Source organism: Microbacterium sp. 71-36 (assembly GCF_001898305.1).
In the GTDB taxonomy this organism is placed as follows: Bacteria; Actinomycetota; Actinomycetes; order Actinomycetales; family Microbacteriaceae; genus Microbacterium.
Genome location: NZ_MKTP01000001.1, coordinates 1329007 through 1345599, shown reverse-complemented (window position 1 = coordinate 1345599; position 16593 = coordinate 1329007). Strand labels below are relative to the sequence as shown.

The following is a 16593-nucleotide window of genomic DNA, read 5'->3' as shown; positions in this document are numbered from 1 at the left end:
CACGATGTGTCGATGAGTTCGCACACCCACTGGACCACGCCCGCCGCCGAAGCCCTCCGCGTGGGGCCGGGTTTTCGCCTCGCCGACGTCGACCCTCGGTCGACCCCGGGTTACGACGGCGACAAGGCCCGCGGCACAGCCGACCTCGAGTCCGGCATCGCGCCGCTCGCCGACCTGCAGGAGCGTCTCTTCGCGCAGAGCGTCGCGGGTACGGCGACCGGGTCGGTGCTGCTGGTGCTGCAGGCCATGGACACCGCGGGCAAGGGCGGCATCGTCAAGCACGTCGTCGGCGCGGTCGACCCGCAGGGCGTGGAGCTGGCCTCGTTCAAGAAGCCCACCGCCGAAGAGCTGTCGCACGACTTCCTCTGGCGCATCCGCAAGCGGCTCCCCGACGCCGGGCGCCTCGGCGTCTTCGACCGGTCGCACTACGAGGATGTGCTCATCGGGCGCGTCCGTTCCCTCGCCCCCGCCGACGAGATCGAGCGCCGGTACGGGGCGATCGTCGCGTTCGAGACCGAGGCGGCGGACCTCGGCATCCGGGTCGTGAAGGTCATGCTGCACATCTCGAAGGAGGAGCAGCGCGAGCGCCTGGCATCCCGTCTGGATCGGCCCGACAAGCACTGGAAGTACAACCCGTCCGACGTGGATGAGCGCGCGCTCTGGGACGAGTACATGGATGCCTACCAGGTGGCGTTCGAACGGACCTCGACACCCCTCGCCCCGTGGCACGTCGTGCCCGCGGATCGCAAGTGGTACGCGCGGCTGGCGGTGCAGCGTCTGCTCATCGACGCGCTCGCCGGTCTCGACCCGCAGTGGCCCGCGGCCGACTACGACGTCGCCACCGAGCGTCGGCGGCTCGCGGAGTCCTAAGCCAGCGCCTCCACGATCGGGCGGAATTTCACGCGGGTCTCCAGCAGTTCGGATTCGGGCACGCTCTCGGCGACGATCCCCGCCCCGGCGTACGCGGTGATCGTGGCGGTGGGGGCGGTCGGGGCCGCCGGATCGATCTGCGCGCAGCGCAGCGCGATCGCCCACTCGCCGTCGCCCGATGCGCCGATCCAGCCGACGGCCCCGGCGTAGCGCCCGCGGTCGAAGGGCTCGAGGCGGCGGATGACGTCCATCGCGACGGCGGTCGGGGTGCCGGCGACGGCGGCCGTGGGGTGCAGCACCGTGAGGAGGTCGAGGGAGGATGCCGCTTCCGACAGCTCGCCCTCGACGTCGGTGGCGAGATGCCAGACGTTCGGGAGCTTCAGCGTGAAGGGCTGCTCGGCGGCCGCGAGGGCCGAGGTGTGCGGGCGGAGGGCGGCGAGCACGCTCTGCACGGCGAACCGGTGCTCTTCCTGGTCTTTCGCGCTCTCGGTGAGGGCGAGGGCCGCGGCGACGTCGCTGTCGGCATCGCCGCCGCGCGCGGTGGTGCCGGCCAGGACCCGGGCGGTGACCGTGCCGCGGGAGACCGTGACGAGCGTCTCGGGGCTGGCGCCGATGAGGCCGTCGACCGCGAAGACCCAGCAGTCCGGGTACCCCTCGAGGAGCGAGCGGACCAGGCGGCGTCGATCGGATCCGGCGGGGATCGTGCCGATGATGTCGCGCGCCAGCACGACCTTGCGGACGTCGCCCATCCGGATCGCCTCGACCGCCCGGTGCACGGCCTCCTGATATCCCTCCGCGGTCTGCCGCCCGGGACCGAGCGTGGCCGACCAGTGCGGGCCGAAGGGGGAGCGGGGCGGCAGATCGGGTTCGGGTTCGTCGGGGGTGTCGGCGAAGGCCAGTCGCGTGACCCAGGCCCGGCCGCCGTGACGTCCCACGATCGTGCCGGGCACCCGGAGGATGCTCTCGCGCTCCGAGCGGGGGTCGAAGACGAACGAGCCGAAGGCCACGAGTCCCGTGCCGGGCAGGCCCAGCGGGTCGTCGATCTCGGCGGCGGCGGCGATCCGGCGCCACCGGTCGGCGATGCTCGCGTCGCCCGGTCGGGGACCGGTGTAGCGGATCGTCAGCAGATCGCCGAAGCCGGCGAGCGACTCGCCACGTCGGCTCCAGAACAGGGGGTCGTAGCCCGTCGTGTAGTCGAGCACATCGTCCATGGGCGCCAGTTCCCGGGTGACGACGCGCAGACGGGGCACGAGGTCGTCCACCGGTTGCTGCACCTTTCCACAGTAGACCGCCACTGAGACTCGCGGCAGGGAAGCGCCAGGACGCCGGCACCGTCACCTGTCGGGCATGCGCCGCGACGGAGACTCGCGGCAGGGAAGCGCCAGGACGCCGGCACCGTCACCTGTCGGGCATGCCGCGACGGAGACTCGCGGCAGGGAAGCGCCAGGACGCCGGCACCGTCACCTGTCCGGCGTGCGCCGCGACTTAGACTCGCGGCATGACCTCCCGTCCCGCACCCGGCACCCGGCTCGTGTTCCGCTGGCGCAAGTGGGACGGGTCGCCGCACTGGGAGCAGGACTGCGTCTACCTGGGCTCCGACAGCTGGGGGGACTGGTTCGGGCAGCAGGTCGGGTGGCGGAGCGTCCGCCCGGGCCGCGAGTTCGTGTGCCGCGAGCCCAACGTCACGCTCGTGCCGGCCAGCGGCGACTGGGCGTTCACGCACAACGCCGCACCGCATCCGGTGGCCGTCTACATCGATCTCGCGTGGAACGTCGGGTGGGACGACGACGGCACCCCGGTCGGGATCGACATGGACCTCGACGTCGTGCGCCGCACCGACGATCGCGGCACGTGGATCGACGACCGCGACGAATGGGACGAGCATCGCGTGCAGTACGGCTACCCCGCCGACATCCAGACGCACCTCGAGACCGTCGCCGCCGATCTCGAGCAGCGCGTGCGCGACCGGGAGGCGCCGTTCTCGGACGACGTCACCGGCCCGTGGCTGCGACACCTGGCCGACCTCGCGCAAGCCGGGGACGACGGCGCGGCCCGCGCCTAGACTCGACGGGTGAGCAGCGACCCCAACCGCGCCGATCTCGGCAAGGACCCCCAGCGCGTCAGCGGAATGTTCGACCAGGTGGCCGCGGCCTACGACCGCACCAACTCGGTGCTGAGCCTCGGCAACGACCGGTTCTGGCGCGTCGCGACCCTGAAGGCCGTCGCCCCGAAGCGGGGCGAGCGCATCCTCGACCTCGCCGCCGGCACGGGGACGTCGTCGATGGCGTTCGTACCCAGCGGCGCCCACGTCGTCGCGGCGGATTTCTCCCGCGGCATGATCGCCGAGGGGCGCCGCCGCCACGGGAACGTCCCGAACCTCGAGTTCGTCCAGGCGGATGCCACCGACCTGCCGTTCGAGGACGGCGAGTTCGACGCGGTGACGATGTCGTTCGGTCTGCGGAACGTCAACGACCCGCGGCGTGCCCTGCGGGAGCTGCGCCGGGTGACGAAGCCCGGGGGGCGCATCGTGGTGTGCGAGTTCTCGCATCCCCCGTCCCGCGCGTTCAACGGCCTCTACCGCTTCTACAACGACCGGGTGCTGCCGGTGGTGGCCAAGGCCGTGAGCTCGAACGCCGAGGCGTACGACTACCTCAACGAATCCATCCGCGACTGGCCGAACCAGCCGACGCTCGCGTCGTGGATGCGGGATGCCGGCTGGACGGACGTGGCGTACCGCAACCTCACGTTCGGCATCGTGGCCCTCCATCGCGGAGTGAATCCCGGCGCGTGAGGATGTGCGCGCTGTCAACCGTCGAGATACCGTCGGCTGCCCCGGACCGCGCCAGGATAGGCTGAAACCGTGACCCCGAGACCGCCCGCGGCCGGCACCCGCCTGTCGGGCAAGCTGGGCCTGAGTGACCGCATCTTCGGCGGGCTGCGCGCGCGCACCCTGCTGTCCACCGTCGAGGCAGGCCTCGACCTCGTCGAGAGCACCCTCGAACGCGAGGTGCGCAGCGCCGACCGACTCGCCGACGTCACCGCCCGATACCTGTACGAAGCGGGCGGGAAGCGCGTGCGCCCGATGCTCGCCATCCTCACCGCTCAGCTCGGCCGGGGCACGACGCCCGAGGTCGTCGAGGTGGCGACGGCCCTCGAACTGACGCACCTCGGCTCGCTGTATCACGACGACGTCATGGACGGCGCCGACAAGCGCCGCGGCGTCCCCAGCGCGCAGACGGTGTGGGGCAACAACATCGCCATCCTCACCGGCGACCTTCTCTTCTCGCGCGCCAGCCAGCTCATGGCCCGCCGCGGTGAACGGGCGATCCAGCTGCAGGCCGACACCTTCGAACGACTCGTCCTCGGGCAGATGCACGAGACCGTGGGCCCTGCGGAGGGCGACGAGCCCGTCGAGTTCTACCTGCGTGTGCTGGCCGACAAGACCGGTTCGCTCATCGCCGCCGCCGCCCAGTCCGGTGTGATCTACTCGGGCGCTCCCGAGGAGTTCGAAGCTCCGATGGTCGTCTTCGGCGAGAAGGCGGGCGTGGCCTTCCAGCTGCTCGACGACGTCATCGACCTGTCGCCCGATCCGTCCGAGACGGGCAAGGTTCCCGGCACCGATCTGCGTGCGGGCGTGCCGACCATGCCGTATCTGCTGCTCGGTCACCGGTCGGATCAGGCCTCGGCCGACCTGCGGGCGCGCATCGACGAGGGGCAGGATCGGATCGCCGCGGGCGCCGACCCCGCGATCCTCGACGATCCGCTCGCGGAGTTGCGCGAGCACGAGACCACGCGGGAGACGCTCGACCTGGCCCACCGCTGGTCGCAAGAGGCGATCGACGCGCTCGCGCCCCTTCCGGACGGGGCCGTCCGCGAGGCCCTGACGCGGTTCGCCCGCGCCGTGGCCGACCGCTCCGCCTGACCTTTCCCCCCCCCCCCCCCGATCACGATCGAGAGGACCCCCATGACGAAGCTGCGCCTTGCCATCGTCGGCGCCGGCCCCGCCGGCATCTACGCCGCCGACATCCTGTTGAAGGCCGAGCGCGAGTTCGACGTGTCGATCGACCTGTTCGAGCAGCTCCCCGCCCCCTACGGCCTGGTCCGTTACGGGGTGGCCCCCGACCACCCGCGCATCAAGGGCGTCATCACGGCGCTCCGCGAGGTGCTCGACCGGGGTGACATCCGCATCTTCGGCAACGTGAACTTCGGCACCGACATCACGCTCGACGACCTGAAGCAGCACTACAACGCCGTCATCTTCGCCACCGGCGCGATCCGCGACGCCGACCTCGACATCCCCGGCATCGACGCGCACGGCTCCTACGGCGCCGCCGACTTCGTGAGCTGGTTCGACGGGCATCCCGACGTCCCGCGCGAGTGGCCGCTGGAGGCCGAGTCGGTCGCCGTCATCGGCAACGGCAACGTCGCCCTCGACATCACGCGCATGCTCGCCAAGCACGCCGACGACCTCCTTCCCACCGAGGTGCCCGACAACGTCTACCAGGGGCTCAAGGCTTCCCCGGTCACCGACGTGCACGTGTTCGGCCGTCGCGGCCCCGCCCAGGTGAAGTTCACCCCGCTGGAGCTGCGCGAGCTCGGCGAGCTGCGCGACGTCGACATGGTCGTCTACGACGAGGACTTCGACTACGACGAGGCCTCCCGCACCGCGATCGAGACCAACAAGCAGGTCAAGGTCATCGACCGCGTGCTGCAGCAGTGGCGTACCCGCCCGGGCGTCAACAACGCCGGGGGCGAGGCTTCGCGCCGTCTGCACCTGCACTTCTGGGCGAAGCCGCTCGAGGTCGTGACGGATGCCGACGGCCGCGTGGCCGCGTTGAAGTACGAGCGCACGAAGCCCGACGCCGAAGGCGGCGTGGTCGGCACCGGCGAGATCCGCGAGGTGCCGATCCAGGCGATCTACCGCGCGGTCGGCTACTTCGGCTCCCCGCTCACCGACGTGCCGTTCGACGAGCGTCACGGCGTCATCCCCAACCACGAGGGCCAGGTCCTGGCATCCGACTCGAACGAGCGGATCCCGGGCCTCTACGCGACCGGCTGGATCAAGCGCGGTCCCGTCGGCCTGATCGGGCACACCAAGTCGGATGCCATGGAGACGGTGCGCCACGTCATCAACGACCAGGCCGAGTGGTGGCGTCCCGCCCACCCCGAGGAGGAGGCGATCCCCGCCCTGCTCGAGGAGCGCGGCGTCCGGTGGACCGACCTCGACGGCTGGCACCGCCTCGACGAGCACGAGATCGCCCTCGGTGCGCCGCACGAGCGTGCGCGCATCAAGGTCGTGCCGCGCGACGAGATGATCGCGATCTCGCGCGGCGAGTGAGTTTCGGCCCCAGCGGGGCCGGCGAGAAGATCTCGTGCCGCGCGACGAGATGATCCGGATCTCGCGCGGCGAGTGAGCGCCACCGAATCGCCCCGTCTCCGGACGGGGCGATTCGTCGTTCGCGCGAGTATCATCCCCCGATCGGCGGGGGCAACCCTCGTGCCCGGATCCGGCCCTCATCGACAGGATGGAGGTCACGACGCCGGGCATCGATGCTCGCGCACCGAGGCGAGGGGGCCGGATGCGAAACCTGAAACGGATCGTGGCCGGGGCTTCGGCCCTCGCGCTCGCGGGGACGCTCGGTGCTTGCTCGGCGGGCGACGGAGTACCCACCCTCACCTGGTACATCAACCCCGACGACGGTGGCCAGGCCGAGATCGCGGCATCCTGCACCGAAGCCGCTGACGGGGCGTACCGCATCGAGACCTCGCTGCTGCCGCGCGATGCCGCCTCGCAGCGCGAACAGCTCGCCCGGCGGCTCGCCGCGAGCGACCGGTCGCTCGACATCATGAGTCTTGATCCGCCGTTCATCCCCGAGCTGGCCGAGCCCGGATTCCTGGCACCCGTGCCCGACGACCTGCGGAACACCGACGGCGTGGTGCAGGGCGCGGTGCAGTCGGCGAGCTGGAACGACGAACTGGTGACGGTGCCGTTCTGGGCCAACACGCAGCTGCTCTGGTACCGCAAGTCCGTCGCCGAAGCGGCGGGCCTGGACATGACCCAGCCCGTGACGTGGGACCAGATCATCCAGGTCGCCGAGGAACAGGACAAGAAGCTCGGTGTGCAGGGCGCGCTGGCGGAGTCGCTGACGGTGTGGATCAATGCCCTCGTCGCCTCGGCCGGCGGGAAGATCCTCGAGGATCCGGACGCCAAGCCCGACGAGATGCAGCTCGGACTCGACACCGACGCGGGTCGCGCCGCAGCCGACATCATCGGCCGGATCGGCTCCTCGGGCCTCGGCGGCTCGGGCCTTCCCACCGCCGATGAGAACGCGAGCATGAACCTCTTCCAGGGCGAGGAGGGGTCGTTCATGGTCAACTGGCCGTTCGTCTACCCGGCCATGCAGGGGGCGGCGCCCGAGGTGGTCGACGACCTCGGGTGGGCCGTCTATCCGCGCGTGGATGCCGGGACCCCGGCGGCCCCGCCCGTCGGTGGCATCAACCTCGGTGTCGGCGCGTACAGCGCGCACACCGACCTCGCCTGGCAGGCGGTCGCGTGCATCGTGAGCCCCGAGAACCAGGCGCAGTACTTCGTCACCAACGGCAACCCGCCCTCGAACGCCGCGGCCTACGACGACCCGCAGGTGCAGGAGAAGTTCCCCATGGCCGACACCATCAAGGAGTCGCTGGATCTCGGCGCGCCCCGCCCCCAGACGCCGTACTACAACGAGATCTCCATCGGACTCCAGCGCACCTGGCATCCGCCGAACGCCGTGAACCCCGACACGACGCCGCAGGACTCCACCGACTTCATCCTCGCGGTCCTGAGAGGGGAGAGGCTCCTGTGACGACGGTCGAGAACACACCGGTGAAGAGGAAGCGCCGCTCCGACCGGGCTCGCGCGGAAGCGCGACTGGGGTGGATGCTGGCGGGGCCGGCATTCGGGATCATGCTTCTGGTCACGCTGTATCCGATCGTGCAGGCGCTGTGGGACTCGCTGTTCAGCCTGAGGCTCACCGCCCCCGACGACCGCGAGTTCATCTGGTTCCGCAACTACCAGGTGATCCTGGGCGACCCGGCGTTCTGGCAGTCGATGGGCGTGACCCTGTTCATCACGGTCATCACCGTGCTTCTCGAGCTCATCATCGGCTTCGGGTTCGCCCTCGTCATGCACCGGGCGATCAAGAAGCTCCGCGGCTTCGCGCGCACGGCCATCCTCGTGCCGTACGGCATCATCACCGTCGTCTCGGCGTTCGCCTTCTTCTACGCCTTCGACATCAACTCCGGCGGATACGTCAACAACTGGCTGGCGTGGATCCCCGGGTTCGATGAGAACCTCAACTGGTTCGCCTCTCAGGGCACGTCGCTGACCGTGATCATCTTGAGCGAGGTGTGGAAGACGACACCGTTCATCTCGCTCCTGCTGCTGTCGGGTCTCGCGCAGGTGCCGGGAGACCTCGAAGAGGCGGCGAAGGTCGACGGAGCCACCGCGTGGGAGGTTCTCCGCCGCGTGATCCTGCCCAACATGAAGGCCGCGATCATGGTCGCCGTGCTCTTCCGCACGCTCGAGGCGTTCCGCATCTTCGACAACATCTTCATCATGACCGCCGGTGCCAACGACACCGAGGCGCTGTCGCTGCTGGCGTACAACACCTCGATCGGGCGCTTGGAGATCGGTCTCGGGTCGGCGATCTCGGTGCTGCTGTTCCTGAGCGTCCTGATCATCGCGGGCATCTTCATCAAGGGCTTCAAGGTGGATCTGTCCGCCGGGAGGAATGGGTAAATGCGCGCGATGACCTGGCCCCAGCGGATCACCTGGATCGTGATCATCGCGGTCGTCCTCGTGTGGTCGCTCTTCCCGGTCTTCTCGATCGCGATGACGTCGTTCAAGACCCCGGCGGGCCTGTTCTCCGGGACGCTGCTGCCCGAGGAGTGGACGCTCGACAACTACGCCACGATCCTCGCCCCCGGTGGCAGCGCCCAGGACCTCTTCCTGCCGGCGTTGCGCAACTCGATCGGCATCTCGCTTATCGCGACGTTCATCGCCGTGGTGCTCGCGACACTCTGCGCTTACGCGATCGCCCGGCTCGATTTCCCCGGCAAGCGCATCATCCTCACGACGGCGCTTGCGGTGTCGGTCTTCCCGATCGTGTCGATCGTCACTCCGCTGTTCAATCTGTGGCGTGTGGTCGGCCTGTACGACACGTGGCTCGGTCTGATCATCCCGTACCTGTCCCTCACGCTGCCGATCTCGATCTGGACGCTTGCGGCCTTCTTCCGCCAGATTCCGTGGGAGCTCGAGCAGGCCGCCCAGGTCGACGGGGCGACGCCGTTCGAGGCGTTCCGCAAGACCGTCGTGCCGCTCGCTGCGCCGGGGGTGTTCACCACCGCGATCATCGCGTTCTTCATCGCGTGGAACGACTTCGTCTACGGCATCTCGTTGACGTCGACGGATGCCGCCCGCCCGGTGCCGGCGGCCCTGTCCTTCTTCACCGGGGCTTCGCAGTTCGAGGAACCCACGGGTGCGATCTCGGCGGCGGCCATCGTCGTCACCATCCCCATCGTCATCGTCGTCGTGATCTTCCAGCGCCGGATCGTGTCCGGTCTCACGCAGGGCGCCGTCAAAGGCTAAGGAGCGAGTCCATGGCATCCATCACCCTCAACCGGATCGTCAAGACGTACGACGACGGTTTCACCGCGGTCAAAGGCGTCGATCTCGACATCGCCGACGGGGAGTTCGTGATCCTCGTGGGACCGTCGGGCTGCGGCAAGTCGACACTGCTGCGCATGATCGTCGGACTCGAAGACATCTCGGACGGCGAACTGAAGATCGACGACGAGGTGGTCAACGACAAGGCCCCGAAGGACCGCAACCTCGCGATGGTGTTCCAGAACTACGCGCTGTACCCGCACCTGACGGTGTACGAGAACATCGCGTTCCCGATGCGGCTGAAATCCAGTGACCTGGACGACAAGGAGATCGACGAGCGGGTACGGAAGGCCTCGAAACTGCTCGAACTCGACGAGCACCTCGAGCGCAAGCCCGCGAATCTCTCGGGCGGTCAGCGGCAGCGCGTGGCCATGGGACGCGCGATCGTGCGCAACGCCAGCGCTTTCCTGTTCGATGAGCCGCTGTCCAACCTCGACGCGAAGCTGCGCGGACAGATGCGCACCGAGATCGCCCGCCTGCAGCGTTCGCTCGGCATCACCACCGTCTACGTCACGCACGACCAGACCGAGGCGATGACCCTCGGCGACCGTGTGGCGGTGCTCCGTCGCGGCGAGTTGCAGCAGGTCGCAAGCCCGCGCGGACTGTACGACCAGCCGGTGAACCTCTTCGTCGCCGGCTTCATCGGCTCCCCGCCGATGAATTTCCTCAGCGGCACCGTCGACGGAGACATGCTGCGTCTGCCGATCGCCGACGTCCCGCTGGACGACCGACTGCGCGCGGCCGTCGAAGGTCGCGACCTCGTCATCGTCGGCATCCGTCCCGACGCTTTCGAAGACGCGGACGCCACGGAGCGCGACCTCGTGGGGGGAGTGACCGCCGAGCTCGACATCGAGATGACCGAGTGGCTCGGCGAGGTGCTGTACGCGTACGTGCCGTACGACACCGACGAGACCGTGAAGGACAAGCTCTCCGAGCTCGACCGCGACCTCGACGGCGAGAGCCTGCGCACCGAACTCGTCGTGGCCTTGGATGCCATGAGCGCCATCCGCGCCGGGGATGCCGCGCGCCTGTGGTTCTCGCCGGACTCGCTGCACCTGTTCGATCCGGAGTCGGGCGTCAACCTCACGCGCGATGAGACCAAGGCCGAGAAGCTCGAGGAGGACGCCCGCGCGGCGCGTAAGCGTGCGCTGGAACGGGCGAAGGAGCGTCAGGCGAAGGAGCAGCAGCGCGCCTGACGCCGCGTGCCTGTGCCGGAGGCGCCGCCGGTCCTCAGCAGGGTGGGGCGGTGCTGGACGTGGCGAGGATGACGTTCACGTTCTTCTTCTCCGAGCCGTTCACGGTCGTCTGGGTCAGGGCGGTGGCGAAGTCGGCCTTGTTGTTCCACCACTCTCCAGCGGCGGGCATGCCGCAGGCGGTGAACCGGACCTTGACGCTCGCACCGCGGAGACCCTCCACGAGGTACGTGCCATCGGGCCGGACGGCCGCGGTGCCCATCGGCGTGGTGGCATCCTCGGCGGCGAAGACGGCAGCCTCGACACGTCCCTGATCGAAGCTCGCCCCGGGGGGAAGGGTGACGGTGCCGGAGAGTGACGCCGCCCTCTCGAGAACCGCATCGACCCCCTCGCGTGCTTCCCGGACCCCGAGGACGAGGTCCGACGCGCTGGCGAAGCTCGGCCGGTCCTGCCACCACTCGTACGCCACGGGGAGATCGTCGGCGCGGAAGAGTAGGCGGTAGGTCCCCGGCATCAGCCCGCGGATCGCGTACGTGCCGTCCGCCCGGACCGCGGCGGTCCCCACCACTTCACGTGCGGGACTGTAGGCGTCCACGTGGATCTGCCCGGCACCGGCGACGACGCCCGGCGGCAGCGTGACCCGGCCGGAGATCGACGACGGGCGATCGAGATAGGCGTTGAACCCGCTGCGGACCTGCAACACGCGCACCGCGATCGGCGCCGCCGAGGCGTAATCGGCCGCGTTGTTCCACCACTCCGCCGCAACGGGCAATGTGTCGGACGAGAATCGGAGCCGGTACGCGCCGGCGGGGAGCCCGGTGACGGTATACGTCCCGTCCGCGGCGGTGGCGGTGGTGCGGGCCACCGTGTTCGCGGCCGAGTAGGCCGTCACGGTGACCCCCGCGGCGGTGGAGCCGAGACCACTGGGGATCCACACTCGTCCGGAGATGGACGCGGCGGGCGCGAGCGTGGCATCCAGGGCTCGGTCCTCTCCGACCGCGAGCGTGACCGGTGTCGACGAGGCCTCGTCGGGCGCATCCTCCCACCATTCGTCGAGGACGGGGAGGCGCTGCGCGACGAACGCGACACGGTAGGCGATGGGGCGCAGTGAACCGAAGGAATAGGTGCCATCGGGCAGGACGGTCGTCGCCGCGACGCCCCCGCCATCGCTGGCGCGCGTGAGCCGCACTTGGACGGTCCCGTCGGAGAGGCTGACCCCGGCGGGCAGGGTGACCTTCCCGTGGATGCTGGGGGCCTTCGCGTAGGTGACATTCACCCCGGTCCGTTTCTCCCCTGCGACGACGGTGATCGGGGTGGCGGACGCGAAGTCGGGCTTGTCGTCCCACCACTCCGGAAGGATGGGCAGCGATCCGCTTCCGAAGGAGACCCGGTAGGTTCCCGGAGCGACGTTCGGGATGCGGTAGGTCCCGTCGCCGTCGACCAACGCGCTGATCGGGTACCAACTCCCGTCCTCGCGATAGAGCTGCACCGAGGGATTGTTCTCGCCGGGGCGTACTCCCGCCGGCAATCTGAACCGTCCGGAGATGGTGGCGGCCGCGACCATGGTGACGTCGTAACAGGTGGCCACTTCGCCCGCTCCGAGGGCGATCCTGTCCGCGCTTGCGTAGTCCGGCTTCCCGCTCCACCACTGTTCGACGACCGGCAGCTGGTTGCTGAAGAACTGCAGCGAGTACGACCCCTCCGCCAACCCCGTGATGATGAAGCCGCCGTTCCCGGTCGATCGCGCGTTTCCGCGCGGTTGACCGGAGCCGAGGAAGGCGCGGACCGTCACCTCTCCCCGGATGCCGGCGGGGAGGGTGATCTTGCCGGAGATCGAGCCGCTCCGTCGCAGGGTCGCGTCGATGCCGGTCGCCGAGCCGCCGTCGGCGATCACGATCGGCGTGGCCTCGGTTTCGTCCTCCTTGCCCTCCCACCATTCGCCCAGGACGGGGGCGTCGGAGGGGACGGCGAACTTCACCCGGAACGAGCCGCCCTTCGCGGCCGTGATGAGGTAGGAGCCATCCGCAGCCACCGGCGAGGACCCGGCCTGCACCCCCTGCGCATAGGCCTGCACCGCGAACCGGCTCAGATCGACCGTGACACCGTCCGGGATGATCACGCGCCCCGAGATGGTCACCGTCTGGTCCACTCGTTGCTGCGGAGCGGGGGTGAGGGGGGTGGGCTCCGCCGTGGGAGTCGGAGCCAGGGTCGGGTCCGACGGCTCTGCGGGTTCCGCGCTCGGTGTGGGGCTGGCGGCCTCGGATGGGGGCGCACTGGGGTCAGCCGTGATCCCCGGCGTGGGGCTGGCGCTGTCCGCGGGGGTCGCGACCGGTGACGAGGACGGAGTGGATGCCGGATCCTCCGTCGCGGCGGCGGAGGCGGCGCCTGCACCGCTCAGGAGCGACGTCACGAGAAGCGCCGTGACCCCCCAGCCGCTCACGCGACGGACGTGCGATGACAGGACTTTCGCGAACATAGACCGACCCCCGGGTCTCGTCGTGGACAGAGCGCGGACCCATTCCCCCTGGCCCGTCGATGCACCGCTCGAACTGTGTTCACAGACCTATCACAGAATGACAGAAACAATCGAGAAACTTCGCGAATCGTCTCGAGGTCGATCTGCTCTTCAGGGCGCCGGGCGAGGTGTGGGACGGGAGGTCTGAATAGGCTGTGCCCATGGGGGACGCGGGGGAGTGGCATCCGGACATCCTCGGTCCGGGCTTCGAGCAGCGAACTCTGCCGCTGGGCGCGGACGACGAGGGCGAGGTCGTCGCCACCCTGGTGCGCGCGATGCCGCACCCGGGCGCGCGCCTGTTCGGGGCGTGGCGCGATGTCGACGTGCTGTACGTGCACGGGTGGTCGGACTACTTCTTCCAGGCGGACCTCGCGCGGTTCTTCACCGACCGCGGTGCGCGTTTCCACGCGCTGGATCTGCGCAAGTACGGGCGCAGCATCCGGCCCGGGCAGACGCGCGGCTATATCGCCGCGCTCGACGTGTACGACGCCGACATCGAGGCGGCGCTCGAGGCCATGGGGACGCAGGCGCGCGGGCGGCGGCTCGTGCTCCTCGGTCACAGCACCGGCGGACTCACGCTGACGCTGTGGGCGGCACGGCATCCGGGACGCGCGCACGCCGTCGTGCTCAACAGCCCGTGGCTGGAGTTGCAGCTCGGCCCGCTCGGACGTCAGGCCCTGGCCCCGATCCTCAACGCGCGCGCCCGCATCGACCCGCTGGGCACGCACCCGGTCGTCGATCTCGGGTTCTACACGCGGGCCCAACGCGAGGTGGGGACGCTTCCCGACAGCCCGGACGGGTGGCGCCCCGAGCGCGGATTCCCGACCCATCCGGGGTGGCTCGCCGCGGTCGTTGCGGGCCACGCGCGGGTGGCATCCGGGGTCGATGTCGGGTGCCCGGCGCTGGTGCTGTTGTCGGCCCGGTCGACCTCGGCGCTGTCCTGGAGCGATGCGATGCGCGAGACCGACTCGGTGCTCGCCGTGGACGACATCGCCCGCGCGGCGACCCGTATCGCGCGGGAGGTCACGATCTCGCGCATCGACGGCGCGCTGCACGACGTCTTCCTGTCGCAGCGGAACGTCCGGGACGAGGCGTTCGCCGCCCTCGACCGATGGTCGGGGTGGCTAGCCTAGAGGGCTGAGCGAAGGAGCCTCATGACCTCGACCACCCCCACCGAGCAGTACCGCGCCGCCCGCGACCTCCTCCTCGCCGCCCGCACCGACCCGGACCGCGCGGCGGCGTTCGAATGGCCGAGGATCGAGGGGCCGTTCAACTGGGCGATCGACTGGTTCGACCCGATGGCGCGAGGCAACGACGCACCGGCTCTCATCGTGGTCGACGATGACGAGACCCACCACGAGCGGACGTTCGACGAGCTGGCGCGCCGCTCGGATCAGCTGGCCGCCTGGCTGGCATCCCGGGGTGTGCGCGCGGGGCACGCGGTCCTGCTGATGCTCGGCAACCAGGTCGAGCTGTGGGAGTCGATGCTGGCGATCATGAAGCTCGGCGGCGTCATCGCGCCGACCACGACGGCGCTCGGGCCGGGCGATCTGGCCGACCGCATCGATCGGGCCGAGATCCGGCACGTCATCGTCGGATCCGCGGATGCCGACAAGTTCGACGGTGCCGGCCGGGACCTGGGCCGCATCGTGGTCGGCGAAGCGCTGCCGGGGTGGGCCCGCTACGACGACGCGTTCCTCGCGGCGGCGGAACCCGCCCGGCACCCCGGAACCACCGCCGACGACCGCCTGCTGCTCTACTTCACCTCCGGGACGACGTCGAAGCCGAAGCTCGTCGAGCACACGCACGCCTCCTACCCGGTCGGACATCTGTCGACGATGTACTGGCTCGGGCTCGAGCCCGGCGACGTGCACCTCGCCATCAGCTCGCCGGGGTGGGCGAAGCACGCGTGGAGCTGCTTCTTCGCCCCGTGGATCGCCGAGGCGACTGTTCTCGCGCTGAACTACTCCCGGTTCTCGGCCGACCGGTTGCTGTCGGAGCTCGAACGCGATCGCGTGACGACGTTCTGTGCTCCGCCGACGGTCTGGCGCATGCTCATCCAGGCCGACCTGACGGGGCGGCGCGGGGCGCTGCGCGAAGTCGTCTCGGCGGGGGAACCTCTGAACCCCGAGGTGATCGCCCACGTGCAGCGCGCGTGGCAGCTCGACATCCGCGACGGATACGGCCAGACGGAGATGACGGCGATCGTCGCGAACACCCCGGGCGCGGGTCTCGTGCCCGGCTCGATGGGGCGGCCGCTGCCCGGCTGTCCCGTCGTCATCGTCGACCCGCTCACCGGCGAGCGTGCGGACGAGGGCGAGATCTGCCTCGATCTCACGGAGCGGCCGCTCAACCTCATGACCGGGTACGTCGCGGATCCGGAGCGCAACGCGGATGCCTTCGCCGACGGGCTCTTCCACACCGGCGACGTCGCCCGGCGCGACGAGACCGGCAGCATCACCTACATCGGTCGCACCGACGACGTCTTCAAGTCGTCGGACTACAAGATCAGCCCGTTCGAGCTGGAGAGCGTGCTCATCGAGCACCCCGCCGTGGTCGAGGCGGCCGTCGTGCCCGCGCCGGACGCGCTGCGCCTGTCGGTTCCGAAGGCGTACGTCGTCCTGGCATCCGGTCACGAGCCGGGCGAGGAGGTCGCGCTGGAGATCCTGCGCTTCGCGCGGGAGAATCTCGCGCCCTTCCAGCGGTTGCGGCGCATCGAGTTCGCCGAGCTGCCGAAGACGATCTCGGGCAAGATCCGCCGCGTCGAGCTGCGCGAGCGCGAGGAGCGCGCCGCCCGCGGCGAGATCGTCGTCGTGGAGTGGCGCGACGACCGCCTGCGCGGCTGAGAGGAGAACTGATGGAAACCGGCCCCTTCTTCCACGGAACGAGAGCGGACCTCCGGGTCGGCGACCTCCTCACGCCCGGCTTCCGGTCGAACTACCGGCCGGAGGTGGTCATGAACCACATCTACTTCACGGCGCTCCTGGACGGAGCCGGGCTGGCGGCCGAGATCATCCCCGGCGACGGTCCGCCGCGGGTCTACGAGGTCGAGCCGACGGGGGAGTGGGAGGACGACCCCAACGTCACCGACAAGAAGTTCCCCGGGAACCCGACGCGGTCCTACCGCAGCGCCGCCCCGTTGCGCGTCGTGGCCGAGCGTGACGACTGGACCCGGCTGAGTCCCGAGGCGCTCGCCGAGTGGCGCACGCGCCTCACCCGGATGCGCGACGAGAACGCCGAGATCATCAACTGAGGGATCAGCTCGCCGAGTGGCGGATCCGACTCGCCCGCCTGCGCGACGAGAACGC

General features: G+C 69.9%; 14 protein-coding genes. 12 read left to right on the top strand and 2 right to left on the bottom strand.

Annotated elements, in window-relative coordinates; genetic code table 11:
• Positions 1–12 precede the first annotated feature (12 nt).
• The gene (locus BGO45_RS06560; RefSeq protein ID WP_292691964.1) at positions 13–870 is read left to right on the top strand and encodes a polyphosphate kinase 2 family protein; all 858 of its coding nucleotides are present in this window, start codon (positions 13–15) and stop codon (positions 868–870) included.
• Here the strand turns inward: BGO45_RS06560 and BGO45_RS06555 are convergent.
• A complete protein-coding gene (locus BGO45_RS06555) occupies positions 867–2081 on the bottom strand; it encodes an isochorismate synthase MenF (protein WP_292692903.1) in 1215 nt (404 codons plus the stop codon). The two genes, BGO45_RS06560 and BGO45_RS06555, sit on opposite strands and share 4 nt — an antisense overlap.
• 287 nt (positions 2082–2368) lie before the next feature.
• On the opposite strand from BGO45_RS06555, the gene BGO45_RS06550 reads away from it, so the two are divergent.
• From BGO45_RS06550 to BGO45_RS06515, 8 genes are all read left to right on the top strand, one after another.
• A complete protein-coding gene (locus BGO45_RS06550) occupies positions 2369–2932 on the top strand; it encodes a DUF402 domain-containing protein (protein ID WP_292691962.1) in 564 nt (187 codons plus the stop codon).
• Between the two features lie 9 nt (positions 2933–2941).
• Positions 2942–3661, top strand: coding sequence for a demethylmenaquinone methyltransferase (locus BGO45_RS06545; RefSeq protein ID WP_292691960.1), 720 nt, complete (start codon positions 2942–2944; stop codon positions 3659–3661).
• Between the two features lie 69 nt (positions 3662–3730).
• Positions 3731–4792, top strand: coding sequence for a polyprenyl synthetase family protein (locus BGO45_RS06540; RefSeq protein ID WP_292691959.1), 1062 nt, complete (start codon positions 3731–3733; stop codon positions 4790–4792).
• A 42-nt stretch (positions 4793–4834) separates the two neighbouring features.
• Positions 4835–6208 (top strand): FAD-dependent oxidoreductase, encoded by a 1374-nt coding sequence (locus BGO45_RS06535; RefSeq protein ID WP_292691957.1) that lies wholly within the window; start codon positions 4835–4837, stop codon positions 6206–6208.
• Between the two features lie 241 nt (positions 6209–6449).
• A complete protein-coding gene (locus BGO45_RS06530) occupies positions 6450–7715 on the top strand; it encodes an extracellular solute-binding protein (protein WP_292691955.1) in 1266 nt (421 codons plus the stop codon).
• 74 nt (positions 7716–7789) lie between these two features.
• The gene (locus BGO45_RS06525; protein ID WP_292692900.1) at positions 7790–8650 is read left to right on the top strand and encodes a carbohydrate ABC transporter permease; all 861 of its coding nucleotides are present in this window, start codon (positions 7790–7792) and stop codon (positions 8648–8650) included.
• Positions 8651–9499 (top strand): carbohydrate ABC transporter permease, encoded by an 849-nt coding sequence (locus BGO45_RS06520; protein WP_128217537.1) that lies wholly within the window; start codon positions 8651–8653, stop codon positions 9497–9499.
• A gap of 11 nt (positions 9500–9510) precedes the next feature.
• Complete coding sequence (locus BGO45_RS06515) at positions 9511–10773, top strand: ABC transporter ATP-binding protein (protein ID WP_292691949.1); 1263 nt, start codon at positions 9511–9513, stop codon at positions 10771–10773.
• Positions 10774–10807: 34 nt separating this feature from the next.
• On the opposite strand, the gene BGO45_RS06510 is transcribed toward BGO45_RS06515, so the two are convergent.
• A complete protein-coding gene (locus BGO45_RS06510; protein ID WP_292691948.1) occupies positions 10808–13246 on the bottom strand; it encodes a carboxypeptidase regulatory-like domain-containing protein in 2439 nt (812 codons plus the stop codon).
• 200 nt (positions 13247–13446) lie between these two features.
• On the opposite strand from BGO45_RS06510, the gene BGO45_RS06505 reads away from it, so the two are divergent.
• The 3 genes from BGO45_RS06505 to arr are packed head-to-tail and all read left to right on the top strand — an operon-like array spanning position 13447 to position 16538.
• The gene (locus tag BGO45_RS06505) at positions 13447–14418 is read left to right on the top strand and encodes an alpha/beta hydrolase (RefSeq protein ID WP_292691946.1); all 972 of its coding nucleotides are present in this window, start codon (positions 13447–13449) and stop codon (positions 14416–14418) included.
• A gap of 21 nt (positions 14419–14439) precedes the next feature.
• The gene (locus BGO45_RS06500) at positions 14440–16131 is read left to right on the top strand and encodes an AMP-binding protein (RefSeq protein WP_292691945.1); all 1692 of its coding nucleotides are present in this window, start codon (positions 14440–14442) and stop codon (positions 16129–16131) included.
• Positions 16132–16142: 11 nt separating this feature from the next.
• A complete protein-coding gene (gene arr, locus BGO45_RS06495) occupies positions 16143–16538 on the top strand; it encodes an NAD(+)--rifampin ADP-ribosyltransferase (protein ID WP_292691944.1) in 396 nt (131 codons plus the stop codon).
• Positions 16539–16593 lie beyond the last annotated feature (55 nt).

Excerpts from the sequence above, each read along its gene's own strand:
- BGO45_RS06525 (WP_292692900.1), top strand. The coding sequence starts at position 7,790 with ATGCTGGCGGGGCCGGCATTCGGGATCATGCTTCTGGTCACGCTGTAT.
- BGO45_RS06505 (WP_292691946.1), top strand. The coding sequence starts at position 13,447 with ATGGGGGACGCGGGGGAGTGGCATCCGGACATCCTCGGTCCGGGCTTC.
- BGO45_RS06510 (WP_292691948.1), bottom strand. The coding sequence starts at position 13,246 with ATGTTCGCGAAAGTCCTGTCATCGCACGTCCGTCGCGTGAGCGGCTGG.
- BGO45_RS06555 (WP_292692903.1), bottom strand. The coding sequence starts at position 2,081 with ATGGACGATGTGCTCGACTACACGACGGGCTACGACCCCCTGTTCTGG.
- arr (WP_292691944.1), top strand. The coding sequence starts at position 16,143 with ATGGAAACCGGCCCCTTCTTCCACGGAACGAGAGCGGACCTCCGGGTC.
- BGO45_RS06535 (WP_292691957.1), top strand. The coding sequence starts at position 4,835 with ATGACGAAGCTGCGCCTTGCCATCGTCGGCGCCGGCCCCGCCGGCATC.
- BGO45_RS06530 (WP_292691955.1), top strand. The coding sequence starts at position 6,450 with ATGCGAAACCTGAAACGGATCGTGGCCGGGGCTTCGGCCCTCGCGCTC.
- BGO45_RS06520 (WP_128217537.1), top strand. The coding sequence starts at position 8,651 with ATGCGCGCGATGACCTGGCCCCAGCGGATCACCTGGATCGTGATCATC.
- BGO45_RS06550 (WP_292691962.1), top strand. The coding sequence starts at position 2,369 with ATGACCTCCCGTCCCGCACCCGGCACCCGGCTCGTGTTCCGCTGGCGC.
- BGO45_RS06560 (WP_292691964.1), top strand. The coding sequence starts at position 13 with ATGAGTTCGCACACCCACTGGACCACGCCCGCCGCCGAAGCCCTCCGC.
- BGO45_RS06515 (WP_292691949.1), top strand. The coding sequence starts at position 9,511 with ATGGCATCCATCACCCTCAACCGGATCGTCAAGACGTACGACGACGGT.
- BGO45_RS06500 (WP_292691945.1), top strand. The coding sequence starts at position 14,440 with ATGACCTCGACCACCCCCACCGAGCAGTACCGCGCCGCCCGCGACCTC.